Source organism: Pseudomonas sp. MF7453, from assembly GCF_016405455.1.
Lineage (GTDB): Bacteria > Pseudomonadota > Gammaproteobacteria > Pseudomonadales > Pseudomonadaceae > Aquipseudomonas > Aquipseudomonas paralactis.
Genome location: NZ_JAEKCN010000026.1, coordinates 38,478 through 54,089, shown reverse-complemented (window position 1 = coordinate 54,089; position 15,612 = coordinate 38,478). Strand labels below are relative to the sequence as shown.

Genomic DNA, 15,612 nt, shown 5'->3' with positions numbered 1-15,612 from the left:
ACCTGCGCCTGCCGGACAACAACCGCCTCACCTTCAACCACGACAAGGGCGGCCACCTCGCTACCGTCGAACTCAACGGCGAAGTGCTCACCTCACACCTATTCAAGAGCGGCCGCGAACACCAACGCCAACAAGGTCAACTGCTCAGCCACTATCACTACGACGAGCAAAACCGCCTGCACGCCCACGCAGTAACGCAGCAGCAAAACTACCTCTACCAACGCCAATACGACTACGACAAAAGCGGCACCCTCACCCGCCTGCTCGACACACGCAAAGGCGAACACCTTTACCGCTACGACCCACTGAATCGTCTGACCCGCGCCGATCATTCTCAAGACGTCCAGGAACGCTTCGCCCACGACCCGGCGGGCAACCTGCTGATGCAAGACCGCCCCGGCCCGGACATCGTCGCCGGCAACCGCCTGATGATCCAGGGCGACCGCCATTACGACTACGACGCCTTCGGCAACCTCATCCGCGAACGGCGCGGCAAGGGCCAGCAACTCGTCACGGAATATCGCTACGACTGCCAGCATCGGTTGATCAGCGTCATCATGCCCAACGGCGAAACCGCCCGTTATCGGTATGACCCGTTTGGGCGGCGTGTCAGCAAGACTGTGGATGGCAAGACCACGGAGTTTTTCTGGCAAGGCGACAAGCTAATTGCCGAACACCATGCGGACTGTCATCGCAGTTATATCTACGAGCCCAACAGCTTCCGCCCACTGGCACTGTTGGAAGGTTTCGGCCCAGAAGAAACCCAGCCCTACCACTACCAGTTGGACCACCTCGGCACGCCGCAAGAACTGACCGACACCGAAGGCGAAATCGTCTGGTCCGCCCACTACCGTGCCTACGGCCAGATCGCCCGGCTCGATATGGGCAAAATTGATAATCCGCTACGTTTCCAAGGGCAGTATTTCGACCAGGAAAGCGGGCTGCACTACAACCGCCATCGCTACTACAATCCGGATATTGGTCGCTACCTGACACCGGACCCGGTGAAGCTGGCGGGTGGGATCAATGGGTACCAGTACGTGCCCAATCCTACGGGGTGGGTAGATCCGCTTGGACTGAACAGATGCCCAGGTACGGTAGGATGCAAGCCATCCCTAGGCGTTGAAGATCCTTCAACTCCAACATTAAGTAAGAAATCAGAACCCAACCTTCCGATTTCTCATAATGACGAAGAGTATCTTTTTCGCGGAGACAAAACCCCTCCAAGCGAGGTATTCAAAAATGGCTTTAAAAGCAAAGGTGATAGCGAAGATTTGTACCTACACGCAATTGACAGTAGTGACCCTCCCAGCAACTTCATAAGCACATCGCCATCACGGGCAGTCGGGATCACTTTTGCTACCAGCTACGGAGATAAAAAAGGCTATTTATACACACTTAAGAATATTGAGGGGCATGATATAAATACAGAACTAGGCAAGCAGGCGCCGTACCCTAAAGAGCTAGAATTCGCTATCCATAACAAAATCGACACAGAGGACATATTAGGCGCCACCCCAGTAAAATCTGATGGAACTTACGTTGGATATTCCATACCAAACCCCAACAGGAAATAAAATGAAAACTAAAAATATAAAGGTAATAATCAAAAACGAGCACAAGGAGGTCACCGTCAAATATGACCCAAGGAAGCTCATCATGACATTTTCAGAGGCCGATAACTTTAAAAAAGTTTATGAAGGGCATGACCTATATATTTGCCTCGCAAAAATCAGAGCAGACTTCCCGCATATAACTTTTTTATGCAAAGGGGCAAAAATAAATGTTAAACCTTCAAGAATGGCTTCTCAGATGAGCGCGGGGCTCGTCGCATATGAAATGACTTTAGGTCAGCAAGCTACCAACGACGACATAGTCCATTTGTTTGACTACGAAGAGGAGAACCTAACAAACGACCCACAGGAACAAATTGATTTCTTCAGGAAATGGTTGGTGTCACTAGGTGCGCAAGATTACGAAAAATTCAACTAAGTTATGAGTGCCCCTCCCCCTGTGATAAGCCTGCTCACCACAGGGGAGAAAAGATGTCTTTAGATCCCCGCCAACGCCAAATCCATCGCAAAGTAGGTAAAGATCAAATCCGCCCCCGCCCGCTTGATCGATCCCAACGTCTCGCGCACCACCCGGTCCTCATCAATCGCTCCGGCCTGTGCGCCGAACTTGATCATCGCGTACTCACCGCTCACCTGGTAGGCCGCGACCGGTAGGCGTGAGGCCTCACGGATGTCGCGGATGATGTCGAGGTAGGCACCGGCTGGCTTGACCATCAGCGCATCAGCGCCTTCCTGTTCGTCCAGCAGCGATTCGCGCACGGCTTCGCGGCGGTTCATCGGGTTCATCTGGTAGCTTTTGCGGTCGCCCTTGAGGGCGCTGCCGCCCGCTTCGCGGAACGGGCCGTAGAGGGCCGAAGCGAATTTGGTCGAGTAAGCCATGATCGGAATGTGGGTGAAACCGGCGTCGTCGAGGGCACGGCGGATGGCCTGGACCTGGCCGTCCATCGCGGCTGACGGGGCGATCACATCGGCGCCGGCGCGGGCAGCGGCCACGGCTTGTTTGCCGAGATTGACCAGGGTTGCATCGTTGTCGACATGGGCACCGTGCATCACGCCGCAGTGGCCGTGGTCGGTGTATTCGCAGAAGCAGGTGTCGGACATCACGATCATTTCCGGCACCGCGTCCTTGATGATCGAGGACATACGCGAAACCAGGCCGCGCTCTTTCCAGGTATCGCTGCCGCTGGCGTCGAGGTGGTGAGACACGCCGAAGGTCATTACCGACTTGATGCCGGCACGGGCGTAACGTTCAATCTCGCCGGCCAGTTTCTTCTCCGGGATGCGCAGCACGCCCGGCATACTGGTAATCGGCACGAAATCGTCAATTTCTTCTTCAACGAAGATCGGCAACACCAGGTCGTTAAGAGTGAATTCGCTTTCCTGGAACAAGCCACGCAGCTCCGGGGAGCGGCGCAGGCGACGTGGGCGGGCTTGGGGGAACTGACTGGTCATGGCTTTCCTGAAAAATGGCTGAAATCTTTGGGGCCAAAGCTTATGCCCCCAAGTCCCGGCAACACAAACGCCAAGGGGCCAATAGTGTATTGCCGGGCGCGTAACAATTTATTGATCTAGAGCTGTAGACGCCCCTGAATACGCAGCGCCACGGCACCGCCGACCCAGATCTCATCGCCCTCACGTTCGATGTGAATACGCCCCGCGCGCCCTATCGCCGTGCCCTGGCTGACCACATAACGGCTGGGCGCCAGCCCCTCGGCGAGCAGCCATTGGGCCACACCGGCGTTCAAACTGCCGGTGGCCGGGTCTTCCGGGGCGCCGTCGCCAGCGATAAAGGCGCGCACTTCAAACTGCGCGTCTACCGCGTCACGCAGCGGATCACAGGGGGCGATCACCCCCACGGCCAGGCCCAGCAGTTGCGAATAGTCCGGTTGCAACGCGAGCACCGCGTCACGATCAGCCAGCATCACCGCCAGCCAACCCGCACCATTGTCGACCCACTGACTGCGCACAATCGCCTCGGGCGCCAGCCCCAATGCCAGGCGCACGCGCTCCAGCAATGGCGCCTCAACCGCTCCCGCACGCAGCAACGGCGGCGCGATAAACGCCAGTTGCTCACCCTGGCGGCGAATGCGCACCAGACCGATTTCGCACTCCTGGATGATCTCCTCGCCTCGGGGCACGCCACCGGCCTGCAGCCAGGCGTGGCAACTGCCCAAGGTCGGGTGGCCGGCAAACGGCAGTTCCGTGAGGGTGGTGAAAATGCGTACGCGGTAGTCGGCTCGTGGATCCCTGGGTGTCAGCAAAAACGTGGTCTCGCTGAGATTGGTCCAATTGGCAAAGCCCGCCATCTGCTGCTCGGTCAGGCTGTCGGCGCCGAGCACCACGGCCAGCGGATTGCCTTTAAGCGGTACGCGGCTGAATACATCCAGTTGCTGGAAATCGAAAGTCGGCATGTTTCAGCTCGGAATGTTCAGGCCACGAATCACCGCCGGACGTGCGACAAAGCCGTCCAATGCGCGCAGTACATTAGGGAAATCGGCAATACCCACCAGGTCGCCGGATTCGTAGAAGCCGATCAGGTTGCGAATCCAGGGGAAGGTGGCGATGTCGGCAATGCTGTAGTCATCGCCCATGATCCAGGTGCGGCCCAGCAGACGCTTCTCCAGAACACCGAGCAAGCGTCGGGCTTCGGCGGCGTAGCGGTCACGCGGGCGCTTGTCTTCGTAAGCCTTGCCGGCGAACTTGTTGAAGAACCCCACCTGGCCGAACATCGGGCCGATGCCGGCCATCTGGAACATCAGCCATTGCAGGGTTTCATAACGGGTGGCCGGGTCTTCGGGCAGCAACTGGCTGGTCTTTTCCGCCAGGTAGATCAGGATCGCGCCGGACTCGAACAGCGCCAGCGGCTGCCCGCTCGGGCCGTTGGGATCAATGATGGCGGGGATTTTGTTGTTGGGGTTCAGGGACATGAACTCTGGGGACAACTGGTCCTGGGTGTCGAAACTGACCTTGTGCGCCTCATAGGGCAGGCCCAGTTCCTCAAGCATGATCGACACCTTGACGCCGTTGGGCGTGGGCAACGAATACAACTGCAAGCGTTCCGGGTGCTGGGCGGGCCATTTGCTGTTGATCGGGAAAGCGGCGAGTGCGTTCATCGAGAACCCCCTGGACGGAAAGTCCCCATGATAGTCATCTACCCGTTGTCGTGCATGGGTCATCGTTGCGCAACATTTTCCGGCTAGTATCCCCCGTGGGCGAACCAAAACGCCCGTTTGCACTCTTAAGAGCGCCCGAAGGGTGAATGGAGGCACCTTGCTATATCGACAGGGAATACCGCAGGACGCTCCACGCGTCACTGGGGCCGGGCCTGTCCGCCTTAACCCGACGCACGAAGACTCGAACCTATAATGAAGATCAAGCCTCTGCGCCTTGTGCAACGATTCAAACGTTATTCATACATGATGTTGCCGCTGCTGCTGGTCAGCGCCGCCGCCGTCACCGCCCTGGACGCGCGTGAAAGCCGTGCGCAACCGGTCGATGGCGTGCAAACCCTGGTTTTCCTGCGCCATGGCGAGAAACCTGCCGGCGGCCTGGGCCAACTCAACTGTCAGGGCCTGAACCGCGCCATGAACCTGGCGAGCGTGTTGCCGGAAAAATTCGGCAAGGCCAACTACGTATTTGCCGCCAACCCGACGCGCAATGTTGAAGAAGGCGAGCTGGATAATTCCTACAGCTACATTCGCCCACTAATAACCATCAGCCCCAGCGCGATCAAGCTCGGCCTACCGGTGAACATCGAGTTTTCAGCGAATGACACCAGTGCCCTCGCCGAAGAACTGGTCGAGGACAAGTATCGCAACGCGATAATCTACACGGCCTGGTCCCATGGTTACTTGCCGGAGCTGATCAACAAAGTCGCCAGCGAAGCAGCCGGCGAGAAGCACACTATTACCGAAGACTGGTCCGGCAATGACTATGACTCGCTGTACGTGCTGACATTGACCTGGCACAACGGCAAGGCGTCACTGCTCAGTCGCAATTACAAGCAGGGGCTCAACAATGGTGACGAAAGCTGCCCGGACCCGACTCAGTTGAGTGCCGATTCCTGAAGGTTGAGCCGCAGGGGCGTATGATGCCGGGCTATCGACTCACCTGCGGATCCTCTTCATGTCCAATCTCGCTTCCACCCAGCCCCGTCGGGGCTGGTCGTTCTGGTACAAGCCTGCACTGTTTCTCCTGGTGGCCTGCATCGGCCTCTACTATGTGAAGTGGTCGCCCTACTACCTCAAGGCGTTTGTAGCGGCCGACAACCACAGCATTGGCGCCTCGATTCTCAATGATCAGCAAAGCTCGCCCCTGGCGGCGGCGCTGGCCTACGCCCAGGTGTATTTCCTGGCGATCTGGAAAGCCGCGGTGCTGGCGGTAATCCTCGGTTCCTTGCTGCAGGTATTGATCCCTCGCGACTGGCTGCTGCGCCTGTTCGGCCGTGCCGGGCTGGGCTCGACCCTGCGCGGCGGGCTGTTCGCCTTGCCGGGGATGATGTGCAGTTGCTGTGCGGCGCCAGTGGCAGCGGGTATGCGCCGTCAGCAGGTGTCGGTGGGCGCGGCGTTGGCGTTCTGGATCGCCAACCCGGTGTTGAACCCGGCCACGCTGGTGTTCATGGGGTTTGTGCTGGGCTGGGATTTTACCGCGCTGCGGCTGGTGGCTGGGATTGTGCTGGTGGTGGGAGTGTCCCTGGTGGCGCAGCGTATTGCGCGCCCTGATCAAGTGCCGGAAGCGGCGCTGGAGGCTGTCGCCGAAGTCAGCACCGTCGAGTCGCAACCCTTCCTGAGCCGCTGGTTGCGCACCTTGTGGCAACTGTTCTGGAGCACCATCCCGGTGTACATCCTGGCGGTGCTGATCCTCGGCGCGGCCCGGGTGTGGCTGTTCCCACACGTGGACGGCGCAATGGCCAACAGCCTGGTGTGGCTGGTGCCGCTGGCGATCGTCGGTACGCTGTTTGTGATTCCTACGGCGGCAGAGATTCCCATCGTACAAACCATGATGACCCTGGGCATGGGTACCGGCCCGGCAGTGGCCTTGCTGATGACCCTGCCGAGCGTGAGCCTGCCGTCGCTGCTGATGCTGCGCAAGGATTTCGATGCACGGGTACTGGTGACGGTGGCCGGGTTGACCATGCTGGTGGGGGTGGTGTGTGGGTTGATTGGGGCGGTAATTCTTTAGAGTTTCAGTGGGGCTGATGGCCTCATCGCAGCATAGGTATCTACACAACTGTGCAGTTCGCCGCAACCGCCGGTAACCACGATGCGAAGCGAGCCGCTCTTGATCTTGATCTGCTTTTGATCTTAGGCGCCCCGTTAAACCACGCTGGCCGGAATTCAGGTGGCCGTTACCGCAGGAATGGATATGTACACGGTCCAACTGTGTTGACTGTCAGGCCGTCTTCGCAGGCAAGCCAGCTCCCACAGTTGGATCGCGGTGCGTCAGCTCGATCAGCGTCGGCTGCCAGGCCGTCACGGGAGCAAGCTCCCTCGCCACAGGTCCAGCGTCGCGCCGAAGTTGTGTAGATACCTATGCTCATCACAGGCAAGCCAGCCCCTACCTTTTGAAGTGTGAATACATACAAAGGTGGGAGCTGGCTTGCCTGCGATGGCGTCCGAAAGGTCACCCCACCCGAGCTGCTCGCTCGCGCAAATACTCCACCACCGCACCCTGCTCCCCGGCAAACTCGATACGCGCGCCCTTGCTCTCGCGCTGGAACGCATACATCGGGTCGTAATACTCACGCAGCAAGCCTTCAATCCATACCTGATGCAGCTCCACTGCGCCGCTGCGTGCCTGTTCGGCCAGGGCCTCCTGCAACACCGCCTGCAGCCGTTGGAAACGCTCGCCGCCCAGGCGCTTGTGAATATTGGCCAGGCTCTGGGTCAGGCGCTCGGCAAATAATCGCTGGCCGATTTCCCCAAACACCTCAATGAACTCGGCGCACAGATCCACCACGTAATCCTTAAGGATGCGCTCGACACGGCCCTCGACGCTGTCTTCCAGCCACACCATAGGAAACGTCTGCATGCCCTTGTGCAATGGCAGCGGCAGCGCACAGCTGCCGATCATGCGGCTCTCGTCCTCCACCACAAACTGCTCGATACCACCTGCGCGCTTCTTCAGCAAATCCACCGCCAGGCGATTTTCGAAGTCGATATTGGAGGGTTGCGCCGTGGCGCGCTTGCCGAAGCTGGAACCGCGATGGTTGGCATGGCCTTCCAGGTCCAGGGCATTGTGCAGTTGGCCCAATACTTCGGTCTTGCCCGTGCCGGTCATACCGCCAAGCAGTACGAAATCGCACTCGGCGGTCGTCTGTTCCAGGGTCTCCAACAGGAACGTACGCATGGCCTTGTAGCCACCGCCGACACGCGGGTAGTCAATGCCCGCTTCGGTTTTCAACCATTGCTGCACGATCTGCGAGCGCAGCCCACCGCGAAAGCAATACAGATAGCCATCGGGGTTAGCCTGAGCAAACTGCGCCCACTGCTCGATGCGCTCGGCCTTGATCGCGCCAGAGACCAGCTCATGGCCCAGGACGATTGCGGCTTGCTGGCCTTGCTGCTTATAGCAAGTGCCCACCCGCTGACGCTCGTCGTCGGTCATCAGCGGCAGGTTGACCACACCGGGGAACGCGCCCTTGGTGAATTCCACCGGCGCGCGGGTATCCATCATCGGCCGGTCGTTGAGGAAGATGTCGCGGTAATCGGTGATGTCAGTTGCCATCAAATCACCTCTACCGCGTTGCTCTGTCGCTCAAGCAGTTCGCCGATAGGTTCAAGGCTCAGGCCCAGCTCAGCGGCTACCGCATGAAACTCGGCATCGCCTTCGGGGGTAACGGCGATCAGCAGGCCACCGCTGGTTTGTGGATCGCACAGCACGCGCTTGTGCAGCTCCTGCACGCGCCCCAGCTTGCTGGCGTAGCTCTCGAAGTTACGCAAGGTACCGCCCGGTACGCAGCCCTGGTCCAGGTAATACTCAACCCCTGGCAGGCGTGGGACTTTTGCATATTCGATGCGGGCCGTCAGGCCACTGCCGTCGGCCATTTCCACCAGATGGCCGAGCAGGCCGAAACCGGTGACGTCTGTCATCGCGGTCACACCGGCCAACTTGCCGAAGCGGCTGCCGGGCTTGTTGAGAGTACACATCCAGTCACGGGCCAGGCCAATATCGGCCTCGCGCAATTTGCCCTTCTTTTCGGCGGTGGTGAGGATGCCGATACCCAAAGGCTTGGTCAGGTACAGCTTGCACCCGGCGGTGGCGGTGTCGTTGCGCTTCATGTGGCGCTTTTGCACGATCCCGGTAACGGCCAGGCCGAAGATCGGCTCCGGCGCGTCGATGGAATGCCCACCTGCCAGCGGGATGCCGGCGGCGTCACACACCGAACGGCCCCCGCGGATCACTTCTCGGGCAATCTCCGGCGCCAGCACATTGACCGGCCAGCCGAGAATGGCGATGGCCATCAAGGGGTCGCCGCCCATGGCGTAGATGTCGCTGATGGCATTGGTGGCGGCGATGCGGCCGAAGTCGAAGGGATCGTCGACTATCGGCATGAAAAAGTCAGTGGTGGAGACCACGCCGCGCTCGTCGTCGATGGCGTACACCGCCGCATCATCGCGTGAAGCGTTGCCCACCCACAGGTTAGGGTCCAGGTTCTGTGCGCCACTGCCGGCAAGGATAACCTCCAACACCTGGGGCGAAATCTTGCAGCCGCAACCCGCGCCGTGGCTGTACTGGGTAAGGCGAATCGGCTCGTTCATGGGTGACCTCAAGCTATCAAGTGGGCCGATTCTAGCAGACAGCAAAAGGCCGGCTGGGCTCTTGTGAGCGCAGCCGGCCTGTTTGGGTCAGCGGTTACTGGCGGGCAGCGAGCAAACGCTTGTGGCGATTACGCCGTGCAATGTTCAGGCACTCGATAGCCGCCGAGAATGCCATGGCCGCATACACGTAGCCTTTTGGCACATGGGCGCCGAAGCCTTCGGCGATCAGCGTCATGCCGATCATGATCAAAAAGCCCAGGGCCAGCATCACCACGGTCGGGTTGTCGTTGATGAACTTGGCCAACGGTTCGGCCGCCACCAGCATCACGATCACCGATGTCACGACAGCAATGATCATGATCGGCAAATGCTCGGTCATGCCCACAGCAGTGATGATGCTGTCGATGGAGAACACCAGGTCAAGCAACAGGATCTGCCCGATGGCCGCCGCGAAGCCGATGGCCACAGTGTTGCCCACTGTTGCTTTCTCTTCAGGCTCCGGATCCATGCTGTGATGGATTTCGGTAGTTGCCTTCCACACCAGGAACAGGCCACCGGCGATCAGAATCATGTCCTTCCACGAGAACGCCTGGCCGAGCACTTCGAACACCGGCGCCGTCAACTGCACGATAAAAGCGATGGTGCTCAACAGGCCCAGACGCAATATCAGCGCCATGCTGATACCGATGCGCCGCGCCTTGGCCCGGTGCTGCTCGGGTAATTTGTTGGTGAGGATCGAGATAAAGATCAGGTTATCAATGCCCAGCACGATTTCCATGACGATCAAGGTAGCCAGTGCGACCCAGGCGGTGGGGCTGGCGGCCAGTTGTAAAAGGTAATCCATAGGTCAGTCCTGACGTGGTAGTGCTGGGAAATTAGGTTTCTTGGGTGTTCGATTCAGCGTCTTTTTCTTCCTGATCATCCTTGTTCTGCGGATTGATCAAGCCTTGGGTCGCTTCGCTCAATGCCTGTTCGGCGGCCTTCTGGGTGTCATCAATCGCTTGTTTGGCCGTTTCACTGGCTTTGCCCAGCACTTGCTGCGCGCTTTTCTCGACCTGGTCACAACCGCTGATCATCACCAATGAAAGCGCAAGCAGCGACGCCACGCCCAGAGAATTGAGTTTCATGCTGTATTCCTCATTAGAACCATTGGGTCCAAATAGTGGCCCCGCGATAGCGAGGCATTCTATGCAGGCGAACAGTTCAGGAAAATTCGTATTTTTCTCGCGTATACTTCGTTTTTTACGAAGTGTAGACCGCGATGCTCAATTATCGACAACTGCATTACTTCTGGGTGGTGGCCAAGACCGGCAGCATCGTGCGCGCCTGCGAACAACTGAATCTCACGCCCCAGACCATCAGCGGGCAGATCAGCCTGTTGGAACAAACCTTCGGCATTGCCCTGTTTCAGCGGGTGGGACGCCAGCTGGAACTGACCGAAGCCGGGCGTCAGGCGCTGCCCTACGCCGAGCAGATGTTCCAGACGGGTAATGAGCTGGAGGCGATGTTGCGCGCCCAGCCCGATGAGCAACAGATCCCGTTCAGGGTCGGCGTGGCGGATGTGGTGCCCAAATCCATCGTCTACCGGCTGATCGCGCCGACCATGGAGCTGAGCGAACCGCTGCGCATCACCTGCCGTGAAGACAAACTCGAACGTTTGCTCGCCGACCTGGCGATCCAGCGCCTGGACCTGGTGATTTCCGACAGCCCCATGCCCACGCATCTGGACATCAAGGGCTACAGCCAAAAACTGGGGGAATGTGGTATCAGCTTTTTCGCCACCCAGGCGTTGGCTGACCAGCATGGCGGCGATTTCCCACAGTGTTTGCACGGTGCGCCGTTGTTGATTCCGGGCGCAGAAACCGTGGTACGCAGCCGCTTGCAGCGCTGGTTTGCCGAGCAGCAGATTCAACCGCGGATCATCGGTGAGTTCGACGACAGTGCGTTGATGCAAGCGTTTGGGCAGTCCGGCAGCGGCATCTTCATCGCCCCCAGCGTGATTGCCGACGAGGTGGTGCGCCAGTACGGCGTGGCGCTGATCGGCCAGACCGACGCGGTGACCGAGTCGTTCTACGCGATTTCGGTGGAGCGCAAGGTCAAGCATCCTGGGATCGTGGCGATTACCGAAGGGGCAAGGCGGGAGTTGTTTACCGCCCTGCCCTGAAAAATGTGGCAGTACGCCCTTTTAATCAGGCGTTGGCCGCAGAAGGTTTGGCGGTCATCAGCCACAGTGCGAGCAGAATCGACACCAGGATAAACCCCGAAGCGGCAAACCCCAGGCTGCCCAGGCCCAGGGTGTCAATCACATGCCCACCGACCATCGCACCCAGGCCGATGCCGAGATTGGCCCCGGCAATATTCAGCGAGGCGGCAAACGCCGGTGCGTGGGGCGCCGCCTTCATCAATCGCACATGGCTGACCAGGAACATCGCCGCCTGGGTCACGCCCCATACCGCCATCGCCGCCGCCAGGCCAATGGTCGAATGAATCGCCGGCACCACTGCCACCATCCCCGCGATCATGAAGCCGCAAAACACCATCGACGCAATCAAGGGGTGACGATCCACCGCGCGCCCGCCGAGGGAATTGCCGATCAGCCCGACCGCGCCAAAGCCCATCAGGCACCAACCCACCAGCGTGCCGTCGAACCCGGCCAGGCGCTCAAGGATGTCCGCCAGGTAGGTATAGGCGGTGAACATGCCGCTGAAGACCAGGATCGACAGCAGGATATGGCCCTGCATCACCGGGCTGCGCAGGATCTTGAATTGCGAGCGCAGTGTGGCCTGGGCGTTCTTTGCCTGGGTCACCGGCAGGTAGATGAGCAGTAACAACGCCTTGGCCAGGGCAATCACTGCGAGCACCGCAAACGCGGTACGCCAGCCGAACATATCGGAAATCAGCGTGCCCACCGGAATCCCGAACACCGTGGCGCAGACGATGCCGAAGCCGATTTTTTCAATGGCACGCCCGGCGAATTCAGGGCCGACAATGTCCACCGCCGTTTCGCTGGCCAAGGCCCAAAACACCGGCAGCCCCAAGGCAGGGATCAAGCGAGCCAGGGACATGATCCAAATATTGGGCGCCAATGCCGCCACGGTATTAGCCGCCGCGAACATGATCAGAATGCTGATAAACAGACGCTTGCGCTGGAACCGTGCGCAATACGCGGTCAGGAAGGGCCCGAACGCTGCCACGGTAAACGCGAACAGCGTCACCAGCAGCCCGGCCTGGGACACACTGACATTCAAGTCCCGGGCGATCGAGGGCAACAAGCCGACGATCACGAATTCTGTGGTCAGCACGGTAAAACCGGCAGCCGACAGCAGCAAGATAGGGAACAACATGCAAACTCCAGAAACAGCGACATCAACGACAGCCCGAAGGGCTCGCTGATTGAGAGGAAAGATGAGAGGGGGTGAATCTTAACAGAACATGTCCGGACTTGACCAAATCCTACGTAAGCGGGTGACGGAATGCCGCAGCGAACGAGACGCGTCCTACACCATGCTAGACTTCGCGCCTGCTTCCTACAGTACTTTCTGCCTGCAATGCTGTGCCCTATTAAAAAAACTAGAGACAACTCTTTATGACTGCTGCCCCTTCCCTGTTGCAACGTTTAATGCGCGTCAGCCTGGTCACCCAAATTGTCATCGGCCTGATCGCCGGGATCGTGTTGGCCTTGCTGTTCCCCGAGGCCGCGCGCGCCGCTGGTTTTATCGGCAAGGTGTTTGTGACCGCGCTGAAGGCCGTCGCGCCGATCCTGGTGTTTGTGCTGGTCATGGCCTCGATTGCCAACCATAAGCATGGCCAGGAAACCCATATCCGCCCGATCCTGTTTCTTTACCTGCTCGGTACCTTTTCCGCCGCCGTGGTTGCAGTGGTCGCCAGCATGTTGTTCCCGTCTGCCCTGGTACTGGCCACCCATGACGCCACGGTAAGCGCCCCCGGCGGTATCGGCGAGGTGCTGCAAAGCCTGTTGCTCAGCGTGGTGGATAACCCGGTCAGCGCGCTGATGAATGCCAACTTCATCGGTATCCTGGCCTGGGCCATCGGCATGGGCGTTGCCATTCGCCATGCCGGTGAAACCACCCGCACGGTCCTGGACGATCTGTCCAACGGCGTCACCCTGATCGTACGCGTGGTCATCCGTTTCGCACCGCTGGGCATCTTCGGCCTGGTGGCCTCGACCCTGGCCACCTCCGGCTTCGGCGCCCTGCTCGGCTATGCGCACCTGCTGGTGGTGCTGATCGGCTGCATGGTGTTCGTGGCGCTGGTGATCAACCCCGCCATTGTGTTCTGGAAACTGCGTCGCAACCCTTACCCGCTGGTGCTGATGTGCCTGCGTGAAAGCGGCATCACCGCCTTCTTCACTCGCAGCTCGGCGGCGAACATTCCGGTCAACCTGGCGTTGAGCAAACGCCTGGGCCTGCATGAAGACACCTACTCGGTGTCGATCCCGCTCGGTGCCACCATCAATATGGCCGGTGCCGCAATCACTATCACCGTGCTGACCCTGGCCGCCGTGCATACCCTCGGGATCGTCGTGGACCTGCCGACCGCCGTGCTGCTCAGCGTGGTCGCGGCCATTTGCGCCTGTGGGGCTTCGGGTGTAGCAGGCGGCTCGCTGCTGTTGATCCCGCTGGCGTGCAGCCTGTTTGGCATCCCAAGTGAAATCGCCATGCAGGTCGTGGCTGTTGGTTTCATCATCGGCGTGCTGCAGGATTCGGCAGAAACGGCGCTGAATTCTTCTACCGATGTGTTGTTTACGGCGGCGGCTTGTTTGGGCAAGGAAGAACAGCCAGCTTAAACGCCTCGCAAAAAAAGCCCGGTGCCGTTCATTCACGAACGACACCGGGCTTTTTTATGCTTGCCGGTTTAGAACGCGCCCATGTAATCACGCTTGCCCACTTCCACACCGTTATGACGCAGCAAGGCGTAAGTGGTGGTGACGTGGAAGAAGAACTGCGGCAGGCCGTAGGTCAGCAGGTAGGACTGGCCGCTGAAGCGCTTCTCTTTAGGAGTGCCTGGGCGGGTGACGATCTCGATGCCTTCCTTGCCGTCGATCTGCTCGGGCTTGATGGTGTCGACAAACGCCAGGACCTTGGCGATCAGCGCTTGCAGGTCGGCGAAGGTGACTTCGCTGTCTTCGTACTTCGGCACTTCGATCTCGGCCAGGCGTGCCGACACGCCCTTGGCAAAGTCGACGGCGATCTGCACCTGGCGTACCAGTGGGAACATGTCCGGGAACAGACGCGCTTGCAGCAGGGCATTGGGCTCGATGTTCTTGGCGCTAGCGTGGGCTTCGGCTTTGTTCAGCACATCGCTCAACGCGTTGAGCATTTGCTTGAAGACTGGGATAGAAGCGGCGTACAGGGAAATAGTCATGTCAGTCTCACGATAATGGCAGGGTTGGAACCAGCGGCGATTATAGCCATGCCCGGCGCTTGTCTTTTATTTTTTGAGGATTACGCTGGTGACCTTCACTGCATAGGGAACGCGCGATGACCGCCGAACATGATACCGACACCCCTGAGCCGCGCCTGAACAGCACGCAAATCCGCATCCTCGGCTGCCTGATCGAAAAACAGGCGACCAACCCGGAAACCTACCCCCTGACGCTCAACGCTCTGGTGCTGGCCTGCAATCAGAAAACCAGCCGTGAGCCGGTGATGAACCTCAGCCAGGGCCAGGTCGGCCAAAGCCTGCGTGCGCTGGAGGGCCAGGGTTTCACCCGCCTGGTCATGGGCAGCCGTGCCGATCGCTGGGAACACCGCGTGGAAAAGGCGCTGGAACTGGTGCCGGCCCAGGTGATCTTGACTGGTTTGCTGTTTCTGCGCGGGCCGCAGACAGTCAACGAGTTGCTGACCCGCAGCGGGCGTATGCATGATTTCGAAGATGCCGAGCAGGTCGTTCACCAATTGGAACGCCTGATTGCCCGAGGGCTGGCGCTATTGGTGCCGCGCCAGGCGGGGCAGCGTGAAGACCGGTACACCCATGCGCTGGGAGACCCGGCGGATATTGAAGCGATTATGACCGCGCGGGGGAATCCGGTAGAGCGTAGCGCGGGGGCTGTTTCGGTGGAGCGGATTGAAGAGCTGGAAGCGCGAATTGCCGCACTGGAAGAACGGTTGGCGCAACTGGAACAGGCCTGATCTGTAGGAGCGAGCTTGCTCGCGAAAAACGTCAACGATAACGCGTGCTTGCTGAATGAACGCGGCGTCTATGGGTTTTTCGCGAGCAAGCTCGCTCCTACAAAAGGGCCTTGTCCCTTTCCACAT

Annotated in this window: 16 protein-coding genes; 7 read left to right on the top strand and 9 right to left on the bottom strand. The window is 59.3% G+C overall.

Annotation, left to right across the window (positions count from 1 at the left end):
• The coding region (locus JFT63_RS27335) for an RHS repeat-associated core domain-containing protein (RefSeq protein WP_198845148.1) at positions 1 to 1,577 on the top strand (1,577 nt) is incomplete at its 5' end.
• 1 nt (position 1,578) lies between these two features.
• Positions 1,579 to 1,992: a hypothetical protein gene (locus JFT63_RS27330; protein ID WP_034125790.1), complete on the top strand. Its 414-nt coding sequence runs from the start codon at positions 1,579 to 1,581 to the stop codon at positions 1,990 to 1,992.
• Positions 1,993 to 2,051: 59 nt separating this feature from the next.
• On the opposite strand, the gene hemB is transcribed toward JFT63_RS27330, so the two are convergent.
• The 3 genes from hemB to JFT63_RS27315 form a co-directional block, all read right to left on the bottom strand.
• Positions 2,052 to 3,026: a porphobilinogen synthase gene (gene hemB, locus JFT63_RS27325; protein WP_016977356.1), complete on the bottom strand. Its 975-nt coding sequence runs from the start codon at positions 3,024 to 3,026 to the stop codon at positions 2,052 to 2,054.
• Positions 3,027 to 3,142: 116 nt separating this feature from the next.
• Positions 3,143 to 3,985, bottom strand: a complete 843-nt coding sequence (locus JFT63_RS27320; protein ID WP_198845147.1) for a PhzF family phenazine biosynthesis protein — start codon at positions 3,983 to 3,985, stop codon at positions 3,143 to 3,145.
• A gap of 3 nt (positions 3,986 to 3,988) precedes the next feature.
• Positions 3,989 to 4,687, bottom strand: coding sequence for a glutathione S-transferase N-terminal domain-containing protein (locus tag JFT63_RS27315; protein WP_057704314.1), 699 nt, complete (start codon positions 4,685 to 4,687; stop codon positions 3,989 to 3,991).
• A 252-nt stretch (positions 4,688 to 4,939) separates the two neighbouring features.
• Between JFT63_RS27315 and JFT63_RS27310 the strand changes: the two genes are divergently transcribed.
• Together JFT63_RS27310 and JFT63_RS27305 are read left to right on the top strand one after the other, a co-directional pair.
• A complete protein-coding gene (locus JFT63_RS27310) occupies positions 4,940 to 5,641 on the top strand; it encodes a hypothetical protein (RefSeq protein ID WP_057704315.1) in 702 nt (233 codons plus the stop codon).
• Between the two features lie 58 nt (positions 5,642 to 5,699).
• Positions 5,700 to 6,755 (top strand): permease, encoded by a 1,056-nt coding sequence (locus JFT63_RS27305; protein ID WP_198707886.1) that lies wholly within the window; start codon positions 5,700 to 5,702, stop codon positions 6,753 to 6,755.
• 441 nt (positions 6,756 to 7,196) lie between these two features.
• Here JFT63_RS27305 and mnmH read toward each other — a convergent pair whose 3' ends face one another.
• The 4 genes from mnmH to JFT63_RS27285 all read right to left on the bottom strand — a co-directional run bounded on the left by mnmH (position 7,197) and on the right by JFT63_RS27285 (position 10,461).
• On the bottom strand, positions 7,197 to 8,300 hold the full coding sequence (gene mnmH / locus JFT63_RS27300) for a tRNA 2-selenouridine(34) synthase MnmH (protein ID WP_198845146.1): 1,104 nt from the start codon (positions 8,298 to 8,300) through the stop codon (positions 7,197 to 7,199).
• Positions 8,300 to 9,334, bottom strand: a complete 1,035-nt coding sequence (gene selD, locus JFT63_RS27295; protein WP_057704318.1) for a selenide, water dikinase SelD — start codon at positions 9,332 to 9,334, stop codon at positions 8,300 to 8,302. Before selD ends, mnmH begins: the two co-directional genes overlap by 1 nt.
• Positions 9,335 to 9,428: 94 nt before the next feature.
• The gene (locus JFT63_RS27290; RefSeq protein ID WP_057704319.1) at positions 9,429 to 10,178 is read right to left on the bottom strand and encodes a TerC family protein; all 750 of its coding nucleotides are present in this window, start codon (positions 10,176 to 10,178) and stop codon (positions 9,429 to 9,431) included.
• Positions 10,179 to 10,209: 31 nt separating this feature from the next.
• Positions 10,210 to 10,461: a hypothetical protein gene (locus JFT63_RS27285; RefSeq protein ID WP_057704320.1), complete on the bottom strand. Its 252-nt coding sequence runs from the start codon at positions 10,459 to 10,461 to the stop codon at positions 10,210 to 10,212.
• Positions 10,462 to 10,595: 134 nt separating this feature from the next.
• Here JFT63_RS27285 and nhaR point away from each other — a divergent pair, with 134 nt between their 5' ends.
• Positions 10,596 to 11,498, top strand: coding sequence for a transcriptional activator NhaR (gene nhaR, locus JFT63_RS27280; protein WP_057704321.1), 903 nt, complete (start codon positions 10,596 to 10,598; stop codon positions 11,496 to 11,498).
• A gap of 25 nt (positions 11,499 to 11,523) precedes the next feature.
• Here the strand turns inward: nhaR and JFT63_RS27275 are convergent, their stop codons facing one another.
• Positions 11,524 to 12,678 (bottom strand): MFS transporter, encoded by a 1,155-nt coding sequence (locus JFT63_RS27275; RefSeq protein ID WP_198845145.1) that lies wholly within the window; start codon positions 12,676 to 12,678, stop codon positions 11,524 to 11,526.
• A 242-nt stretch (positions 12,679 to 12,920) separates the two neighbouring features.
• Between JFT63_RS27275 and sstT the strand changes: the two genes are divergently transcribed.
• Complete coding sequence (sstT, locus tag JFT63_RS27270; RefSeq protein WP_057704323.1) at positions 12,921 to 14,141, top strand: serine/threonine transporter SstT; 1,221 nt, start codon at positions 12,921 to 12,923, stop codon at positions 14,139 to 14,141.
• 68 nt (positions 14,142 to 14,209) lie between these two features.
• On the opposite strand, the gene JFT63_RS27265 is transcribed toward sstT, so the two are convergent.
• Positions 14,210 to 14,719, bottom strand: coding sequence for a DUF1993 domain-containing protein (locus JFT63_RS27265; RefSeq protein WP_044273114.1), 510 nt, complete (start codon positions 14,717 to 14,719; stop codon positions 14,210 to 14,212).
• Positions 14,720 to 14,835: 116 nt separating this feature from the next.
• Here JFT63_RS27265 and JFT63_RS27260 point away from each other — a divergent pair, with 116 nt between their 5' ends.
• Positions 14,836 to 15,486, top strand: coding sequence for a YceH family protein (locus JFT63_RS27260; RefSeq protein ID WP_057704324.1), 651 nt, complete (start codon positions 14,836 to 14,838; stop codon positions 15,484 to 15,486).
• Positions 15,487 to 15,612: the final 126 nt, after the last annotated feature.

Coding starts and splice junctions, on each gene's coding strand:
- JFT63_RS27265 (WP_044273114.1), bottom strand. CDS start 14,719: ATGACTATTTCCCTGTACGCCGCTTCTATCCCAGTCTTCAAGCAAATG.
- nhaR (WP_057704321.1), top strand. CDS start 10,596: ATGCTCAATTATCGACAACTGCATTACTTCTGGGTGGTGGCCAAGACC.
- JFT63_RS27260 (WP_057704324.1), top strand. CDS start 14,836: ATGACCGCCGAACATGATACCGACACCCCTGAGCCGCGCCTGAACAGC.
- JFT63_RS27290 (WP_057704319.1), bottom strand. CDS start 10,178: ATGGATTACCTTTTACAACTGGCCGCCAGCCCCACCGCCTGGGTCGCA.
- JFT63_RS27305 (WP_198707886.1), top strand. CDS start 5,700: ATGTCCAATCTCGCTTCCACCCAGCCCCGTCGGGGCTGGTCGTTCTGG.
- sstT (WP_057704323.1), top strand. CDS start 12,921: ATGACTGCTGCCCCTTCCCTGTTGCAACGTTTAATGCGCGTCAGCCTG.
- JFT63_RS27275 (WP_198845145.1), bottom strand. CDS start 12,678: ATGTTGTTCCCTATCTTGCTGCTGTCGGCTGCCGGTTTTACCGTGCTG.
- JFT63_RS27315 (WP_057704314.1), bottom strand. CDS start 4,687: ATGAACGCACTCGCCGCTTTCCCGATCAACAGCAAATGGCCCGCCCAG.
- mnmH (WP_198845146.1), bottom strand. CDS start 8,300: ATGGCAACTGACATCACCGATTACCGCGACATCTTCCTCAACGACCGG.
- JFT63_RS27320 (WP_198845147.1), bottom strand. CDS start 3,985: ATGCCGACTTTCGATTTCCAGCAACTGGATGTATTCAGCCGCGTACCG.
- JFT63_RS27310 (WP_057704315.1), top strand. CDS start 4,940: ATGAAGATCAAGCCTCTGCGCCTTGTGCAACGATTCAAACGTTATTCA.
- selD (WP_057704318.1), bottom strand. CDS start 9,334: ATGAACGAGCCGATTCGCCTTACCCAGTACAGCCACGGCGCGGGTTGC.
- JFT63_RS27285 (WP_057704320.1), bottom strand. CDS start 10,461: ATGAAACTCAATTCTCTGGGCGTGGCGTCGCTGCTTGCGCTTTCATTG.
- hemB (WP_016977356.1), bottom strand. CDS start 3,026: ATGACCAGTCAGTTCCCCCAAGCCCGCCCACGTCGCCTGCGCCGCTCC.
- JFT63_RS27330 (WP_034125790.1), top strand. CDS start 1,579: ATGAAAACTAAAAATATAAAGGTAATAATCAAAAACGAGCACAAGGAG.